Origin of the sequence: Leifsonia sp. Leaf264, from assembly GCF_001422325.1 — a bacterium.
Taxonomy (GTDB): Bacteria; Actinomycetota; Actinomycetes; order Actinomycetales; family Microbacteriaceae; genus Orlajensenia.
Map to the genome: position 1 here is coordinate 926,460 of NZ_LMMR01000001.1, position 20,415 is coordinate 946,874.

The 20,415-nt window shown below is 67.7% G+C and carries 19 protein-coding genes and 1 pseudogene; 3 read left to right on the top strand and 17 right to left on the bottom strand.

Features of this window, described 5'->3' with window-relative positions:
• Positions 1 to 3: 3 nt before the first annotated feature.
• Positions 4 to 1,743 (bottom strand): CocE/NonD family hydrolase, encoded by a 1,740-nt coding sequence (locus ASF30_RS04320; protein ID WP_055901900.1) that lies wholly within the window; start codon positions 1,741 to 1,743, stop codon positions 4 to 6.
• Between the two features lie 123 nt (positions 1,744 to 1,866).
• Between ASF30_RS04320 and ASF30_RS04325 the strand changes: the two genes are divergently transcribed.
• Positions 1,867 to 2,469, top strand: a complete 603-nt coding sequence (locus ASF30_RS04325) for a TetR/AcrR family transcriptional regulator (protein ID WP_055901903.1) — start codon at positions 1,867 to 1,869, stop codon at positions 2,467 to 2,469.
• On the opposite strand, the gene ASF30_RS04330 is transcribed toward ASF30_RS04325, so the two are convergent.
• The 8 genes and pseudogenes from ASF30_RS04330 to hpaD form a co-directional block, all read right to left on the bottom strand.
• Positions 2,466 to 3,611 carry a bifunctional 2-methylcitrate synthase/citrate synthase gene (locus ASF30_RS04330; RefSeq protein WP_055901904.1) on the bottom strand — a complete coding sequence of 382 codons (1,146 nt, stop codon included), beginning with the start codon at positions 3,609 to 3,611 and terminating at the stop codon, positions 2,466 to 2,468. The two genes, ASF30_RS04325 and ASF30_RS04330, sit on opposite strands and share 4 nt — an antisense overlap.
• Before the next feature lie 34 nt (positions 3,612 to 3,645).
• Positions 3,646 to 4,551 (bottom strand): methylisocitrate lyase, encoded by a 906-nt coding sequence (gene prpB / locus ASF30_RS04335; RefSeq protein WP_055901907.1) that lies wholly within the window; start codon positions 4,549 to 4,551, stop codon positions 3,646 to 3,648.
• Positions 4,551 to 6,050 (bottom strand): MmgE/PrpD family protein, encoded by a 1,500-nt coding sequence (locus ASF30_RS04340; RefSeq protein WP_055901908.1) that lies wholly within the window; start codon positions 6,048 to 6,050, stop codon positions 4,551 to 4,553. The genes prpB and ASF30_RS04340 overlap by 1 nt, the downstream gene beginning before the upstream one ends.
• Complete coding sequence (locus tag ASF30_RS04345) at positions 6,047 to 6,712, bottom strand: GntR family transcriptional regulator (RefSeq protein ID WP_055902498.1); 666 nt, start codon at positions 6,710 to 6,712, stop codon at positions 6,047 to 6,049. The genes ASF30_RS04340 and ASF30_RS04345 overlap by 4 nt, the downstream gene beginning before the upstream one ends.
• 203 nt (positions 6,713 to 6,915) lie before the next feature.
• Positions 6,916 to 7,659 (bottom strand): annotated as a pseudogene (locus ASF30_RS04350) (fumarylacetoacetate hydrolase family protein); the annotation flags it as partial.
• Positions 7,660 to 7,724: 65 nt separating this feature from the next.
• Positions 7,725 to 8,534 (bottom strand): HpcH/HpaI aldolase family protein, encoded by an 810-nt coding sequence (locus tag ASF30_RS04355; RefSeq protein WP_055901911.1) that lies wholly within the window; start codon positions 8,532 to 8,534, stop codon positions 7,725 to 7,727.
• Positions 8,519 to 9,301, bottom strand: coding sequence for a fumarylacetoacetate hydrolase family protein (locus ASF30_RS04360; protein ID WP_055901913.1), 783 nt, complete (start codon positions 9,299 to 9,301; stop codon positions 8,519 to 8,521). The genes ASF30_RS04355 and ASF30_RS04360 overlap by 16 nt, the downstream gene beginning before the upstream one ends.
• Positions 9,301 to 10,296 (bottom strand): 3,4-dihydroxyphenylacetate 2,3-dioxygenase, encoded by a 996-nt coding sequence (gene hpaD, locus ASF30_RS04365; protein ID WP_055901916.1) that lies wholly within the window; start codon positions 10,294 to 10,296, stop codon positions 9,301 to 9,303. The genes ASF30_RS04360 and hpaD overlap by 1 nt, the downstream gene beginning before the upstream one ends.
• 125 nt (positions 10,297 to 10,421) lie before the next feature.
• Here hpaD and ASF30_RS04370 point away from each other — a divergent pair, with 125 nt between their 5' ends.
• A complete protein-coding gene (locus ASF30_RS04370) occupies positions 10,422 to 11,348 on the top strand; it encodes a LysR family transcriptional regulator (protein WP_082467433.1) in 927 nt (308 codons plus the stop codon).
• A gap of 38 nt (positions 11,349 to 11,386) precedes the next feature.
• On the top strand, positions 11,387 to 12,067 hold the full coding sequence (locus tag ASF30_RS04375; RefSeq protein WP_055901920.1) for a GntR family transcriptional regulator: 681 nt from the start codon (positions 11,387 to 11,389) through the stop codon (positions 12,065 to 12,067).
• Positions 12,068 to 12,109: 42 nt separating this feature from the next.
• Here the strand turns inward: ASF30_RS04375 and ASF30_RS04380 are convergent, their stop codons facing one another.
• The 8 genes from ASF30_RS04380 to ASF30_RS04415 form a co-directional block, all read right to left on the bottom strand.
• Entirely contained in the window at positions 12,110 to 13,408 is a 1,299-nt protein-coding gene (locus ASF30_RS04380; protein ID WP_055901923.1) for a DUF3500 domain-containing protein, read from the bottom strand.
• The gene (locus ASF30_RS04385) at positions 13,401 to 15,023 is read right to left on the bottom strand and encodes a sugar ABC transporter ATP-binding protein (RefSeq protein ID WP_055901925.1); all 1,623 of its coding nucleotides are present in this window, start codon (positions 15,021 to 15,023) and stop codon (positions 13,401 to 13,403) included. Before ASF30_RS04385 ends, ASF30_RS04380 begins: the two co-directional genes overlap by 8 nt.
• A complete protein-coding gene (locus ASF30_RS04390; RefSeq protein ID WP_055901928.1) occupies positions 15,023 to 16,189 on the bottom strand; it encodes a sugar ABC transporter substrate-binding protein in 1,167 nt (388 codons plus the stop codon). Before ASF30_RS04390 ends, ASF30_RS04385 begins: the two co-directional genes overlap by 1 nt.
• 63 nt (positions 16,190 to 16,252) lie before the next feature.
• Entirely contained in the window at positions 16,253 to 17,266 is a 1,014-nt protein-coding gene (locus ASF30_RS04395; protein ID WP_055902500.1) for an ABC transporter permease, read from the bottom strand.
• Positions 17,267 to 17,394: 128 nt separating this feature from the next.
• On the bottom strand, positions 17,395 to 17,802 hold the full coding sequence (locus tag ASF30_RS04400; RefSeq protein WP_055901931.1) for a RidA family protein: 408 nt from the start codon (positions 17,800 to 17,802) through the stop codon (positions 17,395 to 17,397).
• Between the two features lies 1 nt (position 17,803).
• Positions 17,804 to 18,658: a fumarylacetoacetate hydrolase family protein gene (locus ASF30_RS04405; RefSeq protein WP_055901934.1), complete on the bottom strand. Its 855-nt coding sequence runs from the start codon at positions 18,656 to 18,658 to the stop codon at positions 17,804 to 17,806.
• Positions 18,655 to 19,110, bottom strand: coding sequence for a nuclear transport factor 2 family protein (locus tag ASF30_RS04410; protein WP_055902503.1), 456 nt, complete (start codon positions 19,108 to 19,110; stop codon positions 18,655 to 18,657). The genes ASF30_RS04405 and ASF30_RS04410 overlap by 4 nt, the downstream gene beginning before the upstream one ends.
• On the bottom strand, positions 19,103 to 20,395 hold the full coding sequence (locus tag ASF30_RS04415) for an FAD-dependent monooxygenase (RefSeq protein ID WP_055901937.1): 1,293 nt from the start codon (positions 20,393 to 20,395) through the stop codon (positions 19,103 to 19,105). Before ASF30_RS04415 ends, ASF30_RS04410 begins: the two co-directional genes overlap by 8 nt.
• Positions 20,396 to 20,415: the final 20 nt, after the last annotated feature.

Here is a 20,415-nt window from a genome sequence, read left to right on the forward strand (position 1 = left end):
CCGTCAGAGCGCCTGCACCGGGAGCTGCAGGTACGAGGCGTGGTGGCCTCCGGTGTGGATGACGTGCTGTCCACTGTTGGCCCCGACGTACTCCTCGATCGCGGGCATCAGCGTGCCGAGGAGGTTGCGCGAGCTGATGATGAAGCGCAGCGACTCCCCCGGGTGGAACTTGAGCCCGATCGGGAACAGGTCGATCTCGATCTCGGCGATCTCGCCCGGTGCGAGCTTCTCCACGCGGTCGAAGGTGTGGGCGGGGACGTCGTCGGTGGTGAGGTTCTCGTCGAGGTGGCGGGCGGAGACGCGGAGACGTCCGTCGGATCCCTTGTACTTGAGGATCGTGGCGCCGTGGTCGGTGAGGTCGTGGATCATCGCGCTGTGGTTGGGCGTGGTGAAGGCCTCGAGCGGGGTGCCGTGGGCGTCGAGCTTCTGCACGAGGACGAACAGGTCCATGTCGTCTGAATCGCGGGCCTCGACGAAGAGGTGCGCCTTCGGGTAGCCGACCAGCACGGTCTCCTCGGCGAAGGTCGTGATGAACGACACGGCGTTCGGGTTGGATGCCACCACGTATGCCGCTGGAACCTCGTCCGTGGGGGCATCCGTTGTCAGAGCGCGGGTGCGTCCGTCGAGGTAGTACTTGGTCGACGCGACGTCTGCTGGCGGGAACTGGTCGGCTGCGACGTTGACCTCATCGCCGCCCTGCAGGTCGAGTACCGAGTAGCGCACCCGCGGGGTGTGCTCCCAGTCGTTGTCGACGTCCTTCAGGTAGCGGTCGAAGAAGTGCCGGAGCTCCTCGCGGTTGGCCTCGTCGTAGTAGTCGGGCCATTCCTGGCTGTTGTGGATGCGCAGCCACTTGTCCGCCGACGCGATCCGGCGCCAGGCACGGAAAGTTCCGGCGGTGTGCAGCGTGTTCGAGTAGCTGGCGACGATGTAGGCGGGCACGGTGATCTGGTCGAAGGCGGGGATCTTGTTCTCCCACAGCTCGTTGACGAGCGGGTAGGTCTCGACCTCGGCGAGGATGTCCTCCTTCTGGTTCTTACCGAAGAAGCTTCCCTCCTGCAGTTGGCGGGCGAAGCCGGTGTCGGGCATGCCGCCCCGCATCACCAGGTCGCGGTAGACGTCGCTGACGCCCTCCCACGGGTTGATCGCGGCGAGGTGCGGCGGCTGCTCGGCCGCGGTGAACCACTGCGAGACGGCGAGGTAGCTGGTACCGCTCATTCCGACCTTGCCGTTGGACCACTCCTGCTCGGCGAGCCACTCGATCAGGTCGTAGGCGTCGCGGCCGTCCTGACGGTCCCAGAGAACGCTGTCGCCCTCCGAGTTGACGATGCCACGGCCATCCGGGTTGCAGATCGCATACCCCTGGGCGACCCAGTAGGCGGGGTCGGCTCCCTCGAACTTCTCCAGGCCCGAGACGATGCCATTCGGGAGACCGACCAGTCCGAAGACGCCCATGACGCTCAGCGAGGTGCCCTGCGCCTTGCCGTAGGGGCTCCACGCCACGATGACGGGGACCTTCTCGGCACCGGCCGGACGGAAGATGTCGGCGTAGATCGTCACGCCATCGCGCATCTGCACGGCGACGTCCTTCTCGAACACCACGTCGACCGGGAGCGGCAGGAAGGGCGGCGCGATCTGGAAGCCCGCCTCCAGGGTGCGGGTAGAGGGATCGAACTCGGTCAACCGACCCGTCCTCGCCGGGGGCAGCGGGCTGGATGGTGTGTAGATCTTCTGGACTTCGCTCATGGTCGGCTCCTCACATCGATGTCGCCCGGATTCGGGCTCGCGCCATGTGCCGAGCGTACGTCGGTTTCGTTCATAACTCAACACCCGTTGAGATAATGCACAGGAACGGCTAGATTGAGAGGCATGACAACCGACGAGACGCCGAAGCGCCGGGGCCGGCGCCCAGGCCCCGGAAACACGCGACAGCTAGTGCTGGATGCAGCGCGAGCACGATTCGCCAGCGATGGCTTCACCGCGACCACCATCCGCGCTGTCGCCGCGGATGCGCAGGTCGACGCCTCTCAGGTGATGCAGTTCTTCGGCTCGAAGGATGAGCTCTTCGCCGCGGTGATGGCAGTGCCCGCATCCGCCCTGGAGCGATTCGACACGGCGTTCGACGGCCCTGACGAGCATCTCGGAGAGCGGGTGGTCCGTGCTTACCTGAGTGCGTGGGAGGGCTCCCCCGAGGAATCGCATCCGCTCATGGCGATGCTCCGCGGCGCCGTCGTGAACGACAACGCCAGCGCCCAGTTGGCCGACTTCATCCAGTCCCGACTGTTGGCCGGTACGCACAGCACCGCCGATGACGGCAGCGATGCCGCCCTCCGGGCCGGCCTCGCGTCAGCCATGCTCGTCGGACTCGTGACGAGCCGGGGGATCATCGGGGTTCCCCTGCTGGTCGACGCCGACACCGAGAAGCTCGTCGAGGTCGTCGCTCCGGCCATCCAGGCCGTCCTCGCCCCCTAGTGCTGGACGGGGACGTGTCTCTCGTCGACGCCGTTGTAGGCGGAGAGCGGGCGGATGAGGGCGTTCGCCGCGAGCTGCTCCATGATGTGCGCAGTCCACCCCGTCACCCGTGATGCCACGAACAGCGGCGTGAACATCTCGGTGTCGTAGCCGATGAGGTGGTATGCCGGGCCTGACGGATAGTCGAGGTTCGGCTGGATGGCCTTGCGCGCCTGCATGGCCGTGTTCAACGCGTCGTAGAGCGCGAGCAGGTCGGGGCGTTCGTACTCCTCGACCAACAGGTCGAGCGAGGCCTTCATGGTCGGCACCCGGGAGTCGCCGTTCTTGTACACCCGGTGGCCGAAGCCCATGATCTTGCGCTTGCTCGCCAATGCATCATCCAGCCAGGCCCCGGCCGCCTCCGCGGTGCCGATCTCGTCGAAGACGTGCATGACCGCCTCGTTCGCGCCGCCGTGGAGGGGTCCCTTCAGCGCACCGATGCCGGCGACGACAGCGGAGTACAGGTCGGAGAGCGTCGACGTCACGACGCGCGCCGTGAAGGTCGACGCATTGAAGGAGTGTTCGGCGTAGAGGATCATCGACACGTCGAACGCCTTCACCACCACGTCGGAGGGCACTTCCCCGAACGACATCGCCAGGAAGTTGGCGGAATAGCCGAGGGCCGCATCCGGCGGCACCGCGTCCAAGCCCCGACGGCGGCGCTGATCGTAGGAGACGATCGCGGGGAGCTTCGCGAAGAGGGTGTAGGACTTCGCGAGGTTGCCGCTCGGGCTGGCGTCGTCCCACGTCGGGTCGAGCGCGCCGATGACGCTGACGGCGGTGCGCACGACGTCCATGGGGTGCGCCGTGAGCGGCAGTTCGTCGATGACCATCTTCACCGCAGGGTCGAGCGCCCGCTGGGCACGCTCGATCCGTTCGAACTCGGCCAGTTGTTCCGGCGACGGCAGCTCCCCGTGCCAGAGCAGGTAGGCGACCTCCTCGAAGGAGCAGTTCGCCGCGAGTTCCTGCACCGGGTAGCCCCGGTAGAGCAGAGAGTTGGTCTCGGGGTTCACCTTCGAGACGGCCGTGTAGTCGACGGTCACTCCGGCCAGGCCCTTGCGGATCTCCGGCGCGGCCGTGCTCGTGGTCGTATCGGTGCTCATGTCACTCCTTCGTGATGGTTCAGTGCGCGGGACGTCAGCGGCCGCTGGGGACCTGGAAGTCGAAGATCGACGTGTCGAACGCGTTGTAGGCCTCGTAGTCCAGCAGTTCGTACAGTCGCGCTCGAGTCTGCATCGTCGGCACCTGCGAGTTGAGCGATCCCTCGGCGGTGAGAGCGTCGAGTCCGCGTTCCGCCGCGCCCATGGCGATGCGCAGCAGGCTCACGGGGTAGATGACGATGTTCACGCCGATGTCGGCGAGCTGGCGGGTGCTGAACAGTTCGCTCTTGCCGAACTCGGTCATGTTGGCGAGGATCGGCACGTCGACGGCCCGGCGGACGGCCTCGAACTCGCTCAGGTCGGCCATGGCTTCGGGGAAGATCGCGTCGGCTCCGGCATCGACGAGGGCCTTGGCCCGATCGATCGCCGCCTGGAGGCCGTCGATGGCACGGATGTCGGTGCGGGCCATGATGAGCAGGTTCGGGTCACGGCGGGCGTCGACGGCGGCGCGGATGCGCTTGGTCGAGGTCTCCAGGTCGACCACCGCCTTACCGTCGAGGTGTCCGCATCGTTTGGGGTTGACCTGATCCTCGATGTGGAGTCCGGCGACACCGGCGTCCTCGAGGGTCTGCACCGTGCGCGCGACGTTCATCGGCTCACCGAACCCGGTGTCGGCATCGATGATGGCGGGCAGCTCGGTCATCCGGGCGATCTGCTGGCCACGACCGGCGACCTCGCTCAGCGTCGTGAGGCCGATGTCGGGCAGCCCGAGGTCGGCGGCGAGCACGGCGCCGGAGATGTAGACACCCTCGAAGCCCTTGTCCTGGATGAGCTTGGCGCTGAGCGGGTTGAATGCGCCGGGGAAGCGCAGCAGCTCACCCGTTGCGAGGGCCGCACGCAGGTCGATGCGCTTCTGTGCTGCGGTGGTCTGGGAGTACAGCATCAGAACAGTCCCTTCGGGCCGGCGCCGAGAACGCCCGGCTTGGCGACGATATTGAGTCCGTCGAGCTCCCCGACGGCGAGCTCGGGCAGTCGCTGCACGGCGTCGAGGAAGCGGTCGGTCTCCGCCCCGTCGAGGACCGGGGTCGCGAGAGTGCGGAACTTGCGGATGTAGTCGGCGCGGGCGAACGGCCGGGCGCCGAGCGGGTGGGCGTCGGCGACGGCGATCTCGTCCACGATCGTCGACCCGTCGGTCAGCGTGATCGCCACGCTGCCGCCGAACGCCTTCTCGGCGGGATCGTTGGAGTGGTACCGCCGGGTCCACTCGGGGTCCTCCTCGGTCGCGACCAAGTTCCAGAGGGCGACAGTGTCCGGGCGGCCGGCACGCGCCGGCGCATACGAGGCTTCGTGATCCCAGGTGCCGTCCTGCAGGGCGACGGTGAAGATGTACGGGATCGAGTGGTCGAGCGTCTCCCGGCTGGCGTTCGGATCGTACTTCTGCGGGTCGTTCGCTCCCGAGCCGATCACGTAGTGGGTGTGGTGCGAGGTGCGGATGATGACCCGCTCGATGCGGTCGGCCGTCAGCTCGGGGTACTCGTTGTGGAGCTTCCGGGCGAGGTCGATCCAGGCCTGCGCCTGGTACTCCGCCGAGTGCTCCTTCGTGTACGTGTCGAGGATGGCGCGCTTCGGCTCCCCCGCCTCGGGCAGGTACACCTCGTAGGCGGCATCCGGACCGTCCAGCAGCCAGGCGATGACACCGTCCTCGCCCTCGTAGATCGGTGTCGGGCTGGTCTGTCCGCGCATGGCACGGTCGATGGCTTCGACGGCCATCTTCCCGGCGAACGCCGGAGCATGCGCCTTCCAGGTGGAGATCTCGCCCTTGCGCGACTGGCGGGTGGCCGTCGTCGTGTGCAACGCCTGCCCGACCGCCTGGAAGATCGTCTCGACGGGAAGTCCGAGGACGGTGCCGATGCCGGCGGCGGCTGATGGGCCGAGGTGGGCGACATGGTCGATCTTGTGCTGGTGCAGGCTGATCGCCTTCACCAGGTCGACCTGGATCTCGTATCCGGTCGCGATGCCGCGGATGAGGTCGGCGCCGGACTTCCGGGCGTGCTGGGCGACAGCGAGGATGGGCGGGATGTTGTCGCCCGGGTGCGAGTACTCGGCGGCGAGGAACGTGTCATGGAAGTCCAACTCCCGCACGGCCACCCCGTTCGCCCAGGCCGCCCACTCGGGACTGACATGGTCCGTGACGCCGAACACGGTCGAGCCTGGAGTCGCCGGATGCGCTTCGGCCTGTGCCCGGGCCGCGATGCCCGGGCCGCGGGTGATCGACGCGGCGGCGACGGCGGCATTGTCGATGATGCGATTGATCACCATCTCTGTGACGTCATCGCTCACGGCTACAGGGTCGGCGGCGACCTCCGCGATCTTCCACGCCAACTGATCCTCGCGGGCGAGATTCTCGTCACTGCGATGAACGCGTACTGGGTGCAGTCTCACTTGTCGTCCTCTCTCACCGCGGTGAGTCGTTCGGCCGACGCGAGGATGTTGCGCAGGCTTCGATACAGGTGGATCCGGGTGGCGGATGCCGCGAGCTCGGCATCCCCGTCGACGATGGCGTCGACGATCAGCAGGTGCTCAGCCGCCGCCGCGCGGAGTCGTGTCGGGTCGTCCTGGGCGACACGGCGGATGCGCACCAGGTGAGGCCGGAGGCCGCGCAACGCTCCGACGAGATAGGGATTGCCTGTCGCGTCATCGACGGCGTCGTCGAATCGGGAGACGAGGTCGTAATAGTCGACGTGCGCGGGGTCCCGGCCATCCAGCAGGTCGGGCGCCGCCGTGAACTCATCGCGCAGCGCGACGAACACCTCGCTGTCGCGGCGCCGGGCGGCGAGACGAGCCGACTCCTGCTCGAGTGCGACGCGCAGCTCGAACAACTGGCGGATGTTCTCGACCGAGACCGCCGTGACGACGAGCCCACGGCCGCCCTGGGCGACGACGAGCCCATCGGCGGCGAGGCGAGCCAGAGCCTCTCGCAACGGCGTGCGGGAGACGCCGAGCCGCTCGGACTGCTCGACCTCTCCGAGCACGGTACCGGGCGCCAGACGCCATTCCATGATGTCTTCGCGCAGAGCCTCGTATGCCCGGGCGCTTGCCTTCACAGCCATCATCATGATCCCAATGTATACACAAATTGGAATTATGTAGAGAATGAGGCTCAAATCGTCAACAAAACTGTTTCTGTGCATACGAACATGACTTTTGGCTCTCTACGAGAGCGTGGCGATCGCGAGGCCACCGCGAGCCCTCGCCGTGTCCCCCCACTGTCCATTCGACGGACAGCAGGTCAGCACCTCACGGCCGATCAGCTGCGACGCTGCTCGCGATACTTCGCCGCCCACTCGGCGTTCGGCGGGAAGAGTCCCTCGATGGAGTGCCCGGCGGCGACGTGCTCGGCCACCCAGGCATCTTCCTGTTCCTGAGCGACGGCCTCCGCCACGATCTCCCCGACGAGGGCTGCAGGGATCACGATGGCTCCGTCCGCGTCGCCCACGATGATGTCGCCCGGAACGACGGCGGCTCCGCCGCAGGCCACGGCCACGTCAGTCTCCCACGGCACGTGCCGCCTGCCCAGCACCGACGGATGGGCGCCCTGACTGAAGACGGGGATCCCGATCGCTGCGACCTGCGCCCAGTCCCGCACCCCGCCGTCGGTGAGGATGCCGGCCGCACCGCGCAGGTGCGCCCGCAGCGCGAGGATGTCGCCGACAGTGCCCGAGCCGCGTTCGCCTCGCGCGTCGATGACCAGCACCTCGCCCTCGTTCACAGTGTCGAAAGCGCGCTTCTGGGCGTTGTGACCGACAGCGTGGCTGGCGAAGAGGTCGGGCCGGTGCGGAAGGAACCGCAGAGTCCGTGCGGGACCGACCATGCGCACGCCCGGCTGGTTGGTCGAGACTCCGTCTATGAAGACGTCGACGTAGCCCCGCTTCCTCAACGCGCTCGACAGCGTGGACACCGGCGTGACCTCGAGGGCCTCTCTCAGCTCACGGGACAGCCCTCCGGGCAGCAGCCCCGTCACGTCGGCGGTATTCCGCTCTCCGTCGTTCACGGTTTCTGTCATGGTTCTCCCTCTCGTCAGCGCGTCGCGCCGATGCACATCACACGCTCGGCCAGTCAGTAGCTCGGTCGCGCCGTCTCACCGACCGTGCCGATGAAGGTGTCCGCCAGCGACTCCGTGGCCCGCGCGAGCAGCCCGACGTCGGCCCCGACGAACACGAAGTCGGCGCCTGAAGCGGCGTAGCGTTCGGCGACGGCGGGCGCGAACGCGTTGACTCCGGCCTTCACGCCGGCGGCGCGGGCGAGGGCCATGACGTGTTCGACGGCCGCGAGGACCTCCGGATGCTCCTGCTGGCCGATGAGGCCCATCGATGCCGCGAGGTCGCTGGGGCCGATGAAGACGGCATCCACCCCATCCACCCCGAGGATCGCCGAGGCGTTCGCGACGGCAGTGGTCGACTCGATCTGCACGGTGAGGCTGACGTGGTCGGCGGCATCCGCCAGGTAGTCCTCCACTCGGTTCCAGCGACCGCCTCTCGCGAGGGCGCTTCCGACGCCGCGGCTGCCCCGCGGAGGGTAGTGCGCTGCCCGCACGGCGGCCTCAGCCTGTTCTGCGGTGTCGACCATGGGCACGATGAGGTTCTGAGCCCCGAGGTCGAGATACTGCTTCACGGCGACGGCATCGTTCGCCGGGACCCGCACGACCACGGTCACCGGGAACGCCGCGCACACCTGCAACTGGGCCTGGATCGACGCGAGGCTGTTCGCCGAGTGCTCGCCGTCGATGAACACCAGGTCGATTCCGCTGCCCGCCACGATCTCGGCCGCGACGGGGCTGCCCGAGACGACCCAGATGCCGAACAGTGGTCGGCCTGCGGCGTCGAGTCTGGCGGCGAGGGTGGGCGGGAGCGTCAGGCGAATCGGCACGTCACCGCTCCCAACGGACCGAAATCGGCATGCACGGTATCGCCCTTCTGCACCCACATGGGCCGCGTGAATGAACCGGCGAGGATGAGCTCTCCTGCGGCGAGCGCCTCACCGTGCTGCGCGAGCTTGCCCGCGAGCCAGGCGACGCCGAGCGCGGGATGTCCCAGGACAGCCGCGGAGACGCCCGACTCCTCGATCGTCTCGTTGCGGTAGAGCACCGCGGAGATCCAGCGCAGGTCGACCTCATCGACGGCGACCGGCCGGCCACCATAGACGACGGCCCCGAGCGCGGCGTTGTCCGAGATCGTGTCGACGATCGTGCGGCCCTCGAGTTCCAGGTGCGAATTCAGCACCTCGAGTGCCGGCACGACGTACTCCGTGGCGCGGAGCACGTCGAAGATCGTGGCCGGGGCGGAGACCGGCTCCCGGAGCACGAACGCGAGTTCGACCTCGACGCGCACGTTGCTGAACGCGGCGTGCTCGAACACGACGCCCGACTCATGGATCTGGTCGTCGAAGATCACCCCGTAATCCGGCTCTGTGATCCCGGTCGCGGCCTGCATGACCTTCGACGTGAGGCCGATCTTGTGGCCGACGACGCGACGGCCGTCCGCCCTTCGGCGACGCCCCCACTCGGCCTGCACGGCGTACGCGTCCTCGACGACCATTCCTGGGTACTGCGTTGTGAGCCGCGGCAGCACTGTCCGCGCCTTTTGGGCGGCGTAGAGGTCGTCGGCGATGGTGGCGATCTGTTCCGTCTCAAGCATCAGTGCACGCCGAGGAAGTCCTCGAGCGTCGCGGGATTCGCTGTCACGAGCGGGTCGAGCACAGCCTCGCCCGGGAACTCGCTCGCCTCGAAGAACCAGCGACGAGATGCCGGCATGCCCCACAGCTGCGCACGCTGCGGATTCGAGGTGTCCCAGCGGATCGGCTCGGCTTCCAGGTCGATGAACTGGTAGTGCGTCGTGAAGAGTTCGACGCGGTGCTGGTCGGGGTCGCGCAGGTAGAGGAACAGCGCATTGCTGATGCCGTGCCGTCCGGGGCCCCTGTCGATCTCCTGCCCGAAGCCGCGCGCGCCGGCGACATCCGCGGCGTGGATGAGGGCGCTCGCATCGGGCACCGTGAACGCGAAGTGGTGCAGCCGCGGCCCACGGCCGTTGGTGAAGACGAGGTCGTGGGTGTTCCCCTTGACCTCCATCCACGTTCCCCAGAGCTCGTCGCTGCCGTCGGTGGCCGTGTACTCGCTCATCCGCATGCCCAGGCCGGTCCAGAAGTCCGTGGCTGCCTGTACGTCGTAGGTGACGACCTGGTAGTGGTCGATGCGCTGGGGCGCACCGGCCACGAACTGGTCGAAGTGCTGCATCCGGCGGTCGACGACCTCCATCGACGATGTCAGCTCCATATGCGTGCCGACGGGGTCGCGGAAGCGGAGGGTCGGCCCCTGGTGGGGAACCTCGACCCGCTCGTGGTCGATGCCCACGCTGCGGAAGTGGCGCTCGGCGGCGATGATGTCGTCGTCGGTCCGGACCCGGAGACCCACGTGCAGGGCCTTGGCCTCGGACGCCAGCTCGAGTCGCAGGCTGTGGTGCGATGCCTCCTCGAGACCGCGCAGGTACACAGCGTCGTCGGTCTCCTCGGTGACGACGAGACCGATCGTGTCGCGGTAGAAGTCGCGGCTCGCCTCGAGATCGGTGACCGCGAGCGCGACATGGCTCGCACGCGTGATCGCGAAGGGCGGGTTCTGGTTCCATTCCGGCAGCATCGCCAGTGTCCTTCCGTTGAGTGCAGCGCAAGCCTGACAGTCACGGCCTGACCGCGGAACTACCGATCGCCTGTAGCAGCCATAGGCCGCGTGTATATCGGAGGTGACGCGATACACTCTGCCTCATGGAGCTACGACACTTGCGGTACTTCGTCGCTGTGGTCGAGGCCGGGTCGCTCACCGCCGCCGCGAAGAACCTGCACATGTCCCAACCGCCGCTCAGTGTCGCGATAGCGCAGCTCGAGTCGGACCTCGGAGTTCCCCTGCTCGTCCGCTCCCCGCGCGGCGTCGAACCGACGAGCGCCGGCCGGTATCTGCTCGACGCCTCGTCCCGAGTGCTCGGCGAGCTCGACGAGATCGTCGCGACGATCCGGCGCTCGTCCGGCGGTGCGAGCAGGGTCATGACCATCGCCGCGGTTCCCGTGCTCATGTGGCACCGCATCCCGGAACTCCTGCGCAGGCACGCCGCGGTGGCACCTGATGTCGAGGTGCGACTCGTCGACCCACCGCCGTGGACGGCGATCGACCTCATCGCCCAGCGGAAGGTCGACCTGGCTGCCGTCATGATCGCCGATCATCGGCGGTTCCTCGCCCGTCACCGCGATTCCTTCGACGTCTACGACTGGGGCGACGTCCCCCTCGTCGCCGTCCTGCCTCCCGAGGCCACCGAGACGGGAACGGTTCCGCTTCGAGCGTTCGACGACCGCATCGTGCTGCTCCCCCATCGCACCGCCGCAGTGCCGAGCCTGCCGGAACTCGTCGAGGCCGCCTTCCTGCGCCACGGGATCGTTCCACGGGAGATACGCACAGTCGACACGATCCAGACGATCCTCCCGCTCATCGAGGCCGGCGTCGGCTCCGCGATCCTGCCCGACCCGGATCAGGCGAGCCTGGAACGGTTCGACGTCACGGTCCGCCCGCTCCACCCGGATCCGGGCGCACTTCGCGCCTTGGTGCTGACTCCCCGTGGCGCCTCCGCGGATCCGACCGTGCGGCGGCTGCTCGACCTCTTGGCGACACCCCAGGGCGCGGTACTCACAAATCGTGTGTGATTTCCCATACAATCGTGGAACGCACGGGAGGACCAAGGATGGCAACCAGTAAGACAGAGCAGTCGTACGCCATCCTCAAGGCACGGATCATGGACGGCACCTACGGCCCCGGATACCGCCTCGTCATCGACCAACTCGCGCGCGAGCACGGCATCAGCTCTGTCCCCTGGCGGGAATCCCTGCGGCGACTCGAGGCCGAGGGCTGGGTCGAGATCGTCCCGAACGTCGGGGCGCTGGTGCGCACCTTCGACGCCCACGCCTTCGAGCGCACGATCCGGCTCCTGGCCCGCCTGGAAGGCCTGGCCACGGCTCTCTCAGCACCGAATCTCACTGCCGACGACCTCGCTGAGGCACGCGCGCTGAACGCGCAGATGGCGGATGCGCTCGAGAACTTCGACACGAACCTGTTCGGCGTCTTCAATCGCCGCTTCCATCAGCTGCTCTGCTCGAAGTGCGACGACGAGCGCCTCAACGAGCTCGTCGGCAACGAGTGGGCGCGGTTGGACTTCATCCGTCGCTCCGCCTACTGGTACGCCCCGGGCCGGGCCCAGGCATCCGTGAAGGAGCACGAGACCCTTCTCGAACTGATCGAGAGCGGCGCGGATGCCGACGCCGTCGAGACTGCGGCACGCCAGCACGAGGTCAACACCCTCGTGGCTGTGACGACCTACGACAGCGCGATCGCCGGCCACTCGCCGAACGAGTCGCAGCTCGCCTGACGCGCCAGGCCGCCTCGGCACGTGCTGTCGGCCGACAGCACGTCAGCCTCGCGTGAGCGCCTTCCAGGCCTCGACCCAGGCACGGCCGTAGTCGTTGCCGTTCGGCAGTCGCAGGGTGGTGTGCACGTGGAATCGCGCCGGCAGCCGATTGCTGAGCCAGACGCCGGCATGGTTGTCGAGCTCCGCGATGATCACGGGACTCTGGATGCGGAAGTACACGGGCTGCGTGCCGTCGGTGGCGCCGTACCAGGAGAACCACGTCTCGTCGATGCAGGCGTCGTAGCGCTCGAGCGCGAGCGCCCTGTGCGGCTCTCGGAGGAGCCCGAGGAAGTCTGCGACGATCTGCCGGAGGAGGTCGCGCTGGTGCGTGTCCAGACGCGCCGCGGGAATGCCCTCGTAGGGCACGACGCGGTTGTCGCGGAATGCGCCGGCGACGTGGCGTTCGTCGGCCGGATGCAGTCGGCCCTCCGGCATGGACGGGTCGAGCACCGACTCGAACACGACGGCCTCGGAGCGCTGCGCATCGGTCAATGAGCCGGCGAGCTCGAGTGCCCGGCGCTCGCGCGCATCGAAGAGGGGTGGTCTCGCACCGTCGGACAGGGCCGGCTCGGCGCCGAGGAAGATCGGGGCGACCACGTCGCGGCCGGCCACGGTGACGAAGTTGACGGCGACGTGGTGCCCGAAGAGCTGCCAGCCCCATGGGTCGTCCGTCGACGGGGTTCCGAAGAGCGAGAACCAGTAGCTCCGGTCGTTCATGATGGTGGGCAGTTCGGTCACCTCGCCGAGGAAGCCGTTGAGCTCCATCGCCTCGCGCACCCGCCCGTAGCCCTCCGGGCTGAGCGAGGCCTCGACGAGTCGCAGGATCGCCTCGACCTGCGCATCGGCGAGGTCCTCCAGGCGCAGCCCGTTGCGATGGAAGACGAACTCGGGGTTGCTCCATCCGCGCCAGTCCGGTGCGTCGATCGGATACTGGACGCTGTCGCGCTGATCGGCGGTCAGTGTCTCGAGGGCGTCGACAGCCGCCGCGGCCAGAGCCGAGTCGACGACTCCCTCTGCCGGAAGGGGCCACGCATCAGTGCGCGGCGTGCCATCGGTCGTGATGCCGACGAAAGGTTCGTCGTACAGGGCGTCCCAGTCGGCGAGGAGTTGCCTGAGGAACTCGTTCTCCTGCCGGGCTGCGGTGAACTCCTCGTACGACATCCCTCGCCACGGGGCCAGTTCCTCGTCGTCGGGAGGGTAGACGTAGGCGCGATAGCTGTCCGAGTCGAGGGTGACGGCCTCGTCGCGCCCGCTGACGCGAGCGGTGGAGAAGAATCCGTCGATGTCGGTGTCGTCAGTCATGCTGCTCGTCCTGGTGGCGAGTGAACACCGCGGCTCGCTGACGAAGTCTCGCGCGCGAACCGTCGGCGTAGATCGCTCCCACGATGTCGTCCGGGGTCATCGGGGCCGACAGCTCCTGCCTGACCGCGCCGTCCGAGAACACCAGGACGCGATCGCAGATGAGGGCGAGTTCGTTCTCGTCCGATCCGGCCAGGAGCACGAAGGTGCCGGCAGCCGCGGCCTGCCTGATCGCCCCGGCGATGACCTGGCGAGCGCCGATGTCGACGGCCTGCGTCGGCTCGTGCAGGAGGAGCAGCCGTGGATCCGTCGCGAGCCATTTCGCGACGAAGACCTTCTGCTGGTTGCCGCCGCTCAGCGTTCCGACGGGCGCGTCGGGTCGGGGCGGGCGCACGTCGAGCCTGTCGATCCAGTCCTCGGCGAGGGTGCGCTCCGACTTCGTGGAGTACGGGAGGAGGGCGCGCCGCGATCGGGACGTCTGGGGGAAGGCGACGTTCTCGGATACCGACATCGACGCGGCGACGCCGGAGTGCTCCCGCCCTTCCGGGACGAGGGAGAAGCCGGCGGCGATCGCTGTGCCGGGCGTGAGCCCGGGGACGGCGATACTGGCGTCGGCGATCGTGACGGTGCCTGCTGAGGCCGGGGATACCCCGGCCAGGAGGTACGGCACGTCGTCGTAGCCCGACCCGGCGAGGCCGGTGAGACCGAGCACCTCTCCGGGGCGGATCTCGAATCCGATGTCGTGCACGCCGAGTCCGGTGACGCCCTCGACGCGCACTGGAGTGCCCGCGACAGTCCGCGACGCGGGCCGCTCGAGGTCGATGAGCTCTCGGCCGAGGATGAGAGAGGTGAGCGTCGCCTCCGTCATGCCGGCGACGTCCCGACCCGATTCGACCACCTCGCCGTCGCGCAGCACAGTCACGCGATCGGCCGCATCGACGACCTCTTCCAGGCGATGGGTGATGAGGAGCACCGCCGTTCCCGTCGCGACGATCTCGTCCAGGAGGGCGAAGAACCCCTCGAGCGCGCGACGCCCGAGGGCCCGCGTCGACTCGTCGAAGATGATGAGGCCCCTGCCCGGCGTCGCGTCCTGCAGCGCACGCGCAATAGCGACGACGGCGCGCTCCTCCTCGTTGAGCGAGCCGACGAGGGCATCGAGGGGCACGCTGCGCTGGATGCGCTCGAAGACGGCACTGGCCGCTGCGCGCTCGCGCTTCCAATCGATGCGGCGCAGGATCCCGTTCGGCTGGAACCGCCCGACGCGAAGGTTCTCGAGCACGGTGAAGGTGTCGACGAGTCCGAGGCTCTGGTGCACGATGGCCATTCCGCGCGTTCGGGCATCGAGCGGGGTGACGGGGAGCTCGAAGGCATGACCGTCGAACGACACGACGCCGCCGGCATCCGGCGTGTAGAGCCCGGAGAGGATCTTGGCGACGGTGGACTTGCCCGATCCGTTCTGGCCGACGAGAGCATGCACCTCACCGGGGCGCACGTCGAAGGAGATGTCCTTCAGGACTCGGCTCCTGCCGAAGGTCTTCGACAGCGATTCGACCGAGAGCCGGGTGGCCCGGGGGGCGGATGCTGCCATCCGCACCCCCGAGGTGGTACCAAGAGTCATCACACGCCCCACAGAGTCGCGAACTCGTCGCGGAACGTGGTCGGGCCGAACCACTCGCCCGATGCCTCGGCCTCGTCGGTGAGGGTGACCGAGTCGATGTTGTCGCGCGTGAAGAGACGCACCGGGATCGTGTACTCGGGCACCGTGGCACCGGTCATGAGACGCAGCGCGAGGTCGGCCTCGACCCAGCCCTGGAAGGAGTTCGCCTGGCCGGCCGCTGCGTAGAGGTAGTTGTTCGCAGCGAGGGCCTGCAGGCCGCCGAGGCCGACCGAGCCGGTGACGCCCTTCACGGTGTTCATGGCGCCGGCCGACTGCACGCCACCCTGGGTGGGCTGGAGGAACTGGGCGAAGTCGTTGACGACGTAGCCGATGTCGGGATCGTTGAGCAGGGCTGCGCTCACCGACGGGGTGACCTGGGCGAAGTTCGACGACGAGACCTCGTTGATCGTGACCGTGCAGTCGGGGCAGATCGACTTCAGCTCGTCGGTGCCGGCCTTCACGTAGACGGCCGGCGACGGTCCGTCGGAGGTCTGGTTGAGGAGGATGTTCGCCTGTCCGCCGGAGTCCTTGGTGATCCACTGGGCGATGGCGATCTCCTGGTCGGAGCCACCGGCGGGAACGTAGCCGAGGGTCTTCGAGGCGGGGTGGGAGTCATCGGGGATCTGGTTGCTGATGACCACGGGGATGCCGGCCGCCTGGGCTGCATCGAGCGCGTTCGCGGCGAGGCCGTAGGGAACGGCATCCGTGACGATCGCCGCGGCGTCCGCCTGAGTGGCCTGACCGATGCACGAGCCGATGTCGCTGGGGTTGCCCTTGCCGTCGCAGACCTGCACGTCGATGCCCGCTGTGTCGAGGGCCTCGGTCAGCTGCTTGCTGACGATGGCGAACTGCGGCGACTGCAGCGTGATCGGCACGTAGTAGACGGTCTTGCCGGCGAGGTCTGCGACCCCGCTGATCTTCTCGGTCGGGACCGGGTAAGCGTCGAGGGGCTTGGAGACCTTCTCGAGTGCCGAGTCGAGCGATGCATCGCCGCTCGACGAGGTCGATGAGCCGCCCGAGGGCGTGTCGGTGCCTGCATCGCTGCAGCCGACCAGGGTGACGGCCGTTGCGGCGATGGCCCCGACGGCGAGCAGTCCGCGAAGGCGGTGGGCTGTTGTCTTGTTCATGCGGTGTGTTCCTTACTTGGCGACTTTGACAGTTCGGATGTGCGGGTGTTGCTGTGAGATGCCCTAGCGGGCGCGACGGTGGAGCACTGTGGAGAGGGACACGGCGATGACGAGAACGCCGCCATAGAAGATGTTCGAGATGGCCGGGCTCGCCCCGAGGAACTTGAGGCCGAGCACGCCCGTGGCGAGGAAGTAGACGGCGACGAGGGTGCCGAGCGGGTTGAACCGGCCAGGCTGAAAGATCGCCGTGCCGAGGAAGGTGGCCGCGAACATCGGAAGCAGGTAGGTCTGCGACGTCATGGCCTCGGCTCCACCGAAGTACGCCGCCGAGAGCACCCCGCCGATGCCGGCGATGACACCGGCCGAGACGAAGGCGCCGATCCGGATGCGGTTCACCCGAACTCCGGCGAGGCGGCTGACCTCGCGGTTCTCGCCTACGAAGCGCATGTTGCGACCGAGGGGCGTGAACTGCAGCAGGTAGGCGAAGCCCAGCATGAGGATCAGGGCCAGGTAGAACGTCGTCGGCAGGCCGCCGATCGTGTACGTCGCGATCCGCGTGAACTCGGCCGGCAGGCCACTGACGGGCTGGAGGTTGCTCGCCCAGCTCGCGCATCCGAGCAGGACTGTTCCCATGCCCAGCGTGACGACGATCGTGTTCACTCCGAGCCTGACGACGAGAAGACCGTTCACGAGGCCCGCGAGCGTGGAGATGACGATGGCCGTGAGCGCCGCCAGCCAGACGTTCCAGCCGTTGTTCACCGTCAGCACCACCACGAGGATGGAGGCGAGGCCGAAGTTGGACGCGACGGACATGTCGACGAACTCGCCGACGATGATCGTGCACAGCAGGCCGGCCGCGAGGAAGACCAGGTCCGACTGGCCGCCGAAGATCGACGCCCAGGTTCCCGCGTGGAACATGTTCTGGGGGCGCAGCACCATGAAGATGCCGATGAGAAGCACCCAGACGGCGATGACTGCGAAGCGGGACGACGCCCAGCCGAATCGGGAACGCGGTTGCGCCGCCCGTGCCGCGGCGACCGACACCGTCTCTGTTGTTACCGTCTTGGTGTCCGTCATCGCTGTTCGCGCTCCCGTCTTCGCTTCATTGCGTTGCACTGCTCTCGTGCTGTCGATCGGCGTCGTCTGTTCGTCGTCGACATGATCGTGTGCGACATCATATGCGATACCGCGCTGGATCGGCGGCGTCATCGTGCGGTCGCTTCCGAGTCGCCCGTCGGAAGGACGGCGACCAGGTCGCACTGCACGAGCGAGCCACGATCCAGCTGCGCCGCCATGACCTGACGGGCCGGACGGCTGCGCTCGTCGGGGAACATGGCCGTCCACTCGCGATTGAGGGCGGCACGATCGCGGTAGTCGGCGACCCAGAACGTGAGCTTGATGATGTCATCGACTCCCCCGCCGGCCGCGGCCATGACGTCGCGGATACGGTCGAACACTTCGGACAGCTGGCCGTCGAGGTCCTGGGGTATGACCTTGGTTCGCGGGTCGCGTCCCGTGAGGACGCCGGAGTAGAGGAAGGGGCCGATGCGGCTCGCCGCCGGCACGGGGTTCTCGTGGGCGAACGAATCGAGATGGATGCTCGTGCGTGCCATGTCAGACCTCCTCCACGACCCGGTTCTCGATCGCGCCGAGGCCTTCGATCTCGGCCCGGACGACGTCGCCGGCCTCCAGGAACCTGCCCGTTGGGGCGCCGATGCCGGCCGGGGTGCCTGTCGCGAGGATGTCGCCCGGCATGAGCGTCATGACCGTCGACAGGTACTCGATCTGCTCGTAGATGTCGTAGATCATGTCGTTGGTGCGGAAGTCCTGGCGCACCTCCCCGTTGACCGTGAGCGTCATCCGCAGGTCGAGCGGGTCATCGATCTCGTCATCCGTCGTCAGCCACGGGCCGATCGGGCCATGCGTGTCGAACGACTTGCCGAGCGTGAAGGTCGGCGAACGCTTCTGGAGCCAGTCACGCACCGACACGTCGTTCGCGACGAGGTAGCCGGCGATGACCGACCGTGCGTCGGCCGCCTTCACGTGGCGGGCGCGTCGCCCGATGACGACGCCGAGTTCGATCTCGTAGTCGAGCTGGTCGGAGACGGCGGGCCTGACGATGTCGTCGTGGGGCCCGACGATGCAGGAGACCTGCTTGTTGAACCACAGCTGGCTCGTCGGGGTGGGGATGCCCGCCTGGCGCGCCTCCTCAGCGTGCCCCCTGTAGTTCATGCCGATGCCGAGGTACTTCTGCGGGCCGTCGATCGGAGCCTCGAGCTCGACATCGTCGAGGGCGAAGCGCGCACCGTCAGCCTTGTGGATGGTTGGCGCGAGTTCGGACAGCGCCGGCAGGATCTCTCGCAACGAGGTGCCGACCCCTGGCACGTCGGAGACGTCGATGATCGACGTGCCGTCGACGCGGCCGATCCTGGACTGACCGCCGCCCACGCGGAATCTCGCGAGCCTCATCGTCGTGCCTCCTCGTCGGTGTCGGCGGCCTGCTCCGAGGGGAGCTGGCCCCACACCTCATCGCCGAGCGGTGTGAGTTGGAAGTTGACGAACCGCCAATCGTCGTCGTCGCGCACGAGCACCTGCGTCACGACACCGCGCTGGGTACGGTGACTGCCGTCGGGGTTGCGCAGTTCGTTGACGATCGGGCCCGTCGCGATCGCGACGTCGCCGACGATCCGGATCTCCAGGTCGCCACGCGTGATCGCCTGGTAGGCGCGGCGCGTGCCCACGTGTTCGAGCAGCCTGGACTTGTCATGCACGAGCCCGGGCGCGTGGATGTGCACGAGGTGGTCGTCGAAGATGCGGGCCAACGTGTCGAGGTCCCCGTCGATCAGGGCCGCCTGTCGGCTCGCCTCGAGGGCGAGGATGTCGGCACGCTCGCGTGGCTGCGCCTCGCGGATCTCAGTCATGCCGAGCACCCACTTCGGCGTCGCCGGTCTCCCAGGTGCGGTAGCCCGTCGCCTCGCCGGCCTCGTGCCCGGGGCGGGGCGCGCCGACGAGGGCGTGGTACGAGCTGAAGATCTCATCGGCCTCGGCGAGCGGGAGAACGTCCTCGATGTCGTCGAAGGGCGCTCCGTCGGTGCGTTCGGCGACGATGCGGCGAATGACCTCGTAGCCCTCGCCGCGACTCGCCATGACGATCCGGTTGACGGCCTCGCGGCGAACGGCGTCGTAGGCCACGAACGCGGCATGCGGATCGCCGATCTCGACGATCTTCTCCGCGATCACGCGGGCGTCGAGCATCGCCTGCGTCACCCCGTTGCCGCCGCGCGGGTACATGGCGTGGGCGGCATCGCCGAGGAGGACGACCCTGCCGTCGACCCAGTTGTCGAGTGGATCGTGACGGATCAGGGGGAACAGGTAGACCTCGCGTGCGTCGCGCATGAGCTGCTGCACGTCGATGAAGTCGATGTCGACACTGTCGTACAGGGGAACGACCTCGCTGATGTCGCCGACCTGGTTCCAGTCCTCGATGGTCTCCTCGCCGTTCGTCTCCACGACCCAGTTCACGAGGTCGAGGCCTGTGCCCTCGAAGTCGTTCGCGATCGGGTAGATGATCATGGACGAGACTCGGGGGTCGCCGATGTGCAGGATGGTGTGTCCGTTCCGGAACGGCTCCCGCAACGTCGTGCCGCGCCACATCGTGATTCCCGAGAAGTGCGGCTCGGCCGCATCCGGATGCATCTGCTTGCGGACGGCGGACTTGATGCCATCGGCGGCGATGACGGCCTCGTGACGCACCTGCTCGGTTCGACCGTCACGGTGCTCGATGTCGAGCGTCACCGACGACTCGTCCTGGCTGTACTGCACGACGCGCGCACCGTGCACGACGGCATCGGCGCCCAGTCGTTCGAGCACGGTCCGGTACAGGAGCATCTGCAGGTATCCGCGGTGCACGAATCGCTGCTCGTGGAGATAGCCCATGTGCACGCCGCACTTCTCGGCGTAGATCTCCTGGCCGTGGTGGTTGAAGAAGATGGAGTCCTCGGCATCCACCGAGATCGCACGGAACTCCTCGAGCAGGCCGACCTCGTCGAGCTCACGAGTGCCGACGGTCTTGATGTCCACGCCGACACCGAGGGGATGCAGTTCGGGCACGGACTCGTAGATCGTCGGGGTCATGCCCGCCTGATGGAGCCGGAGCGCGGTGATGAGCCCGCCCGGCCCGGCGCCGATGATCGCGATGTCTGTCATGGTGTTCCTTCGTTGTGGTT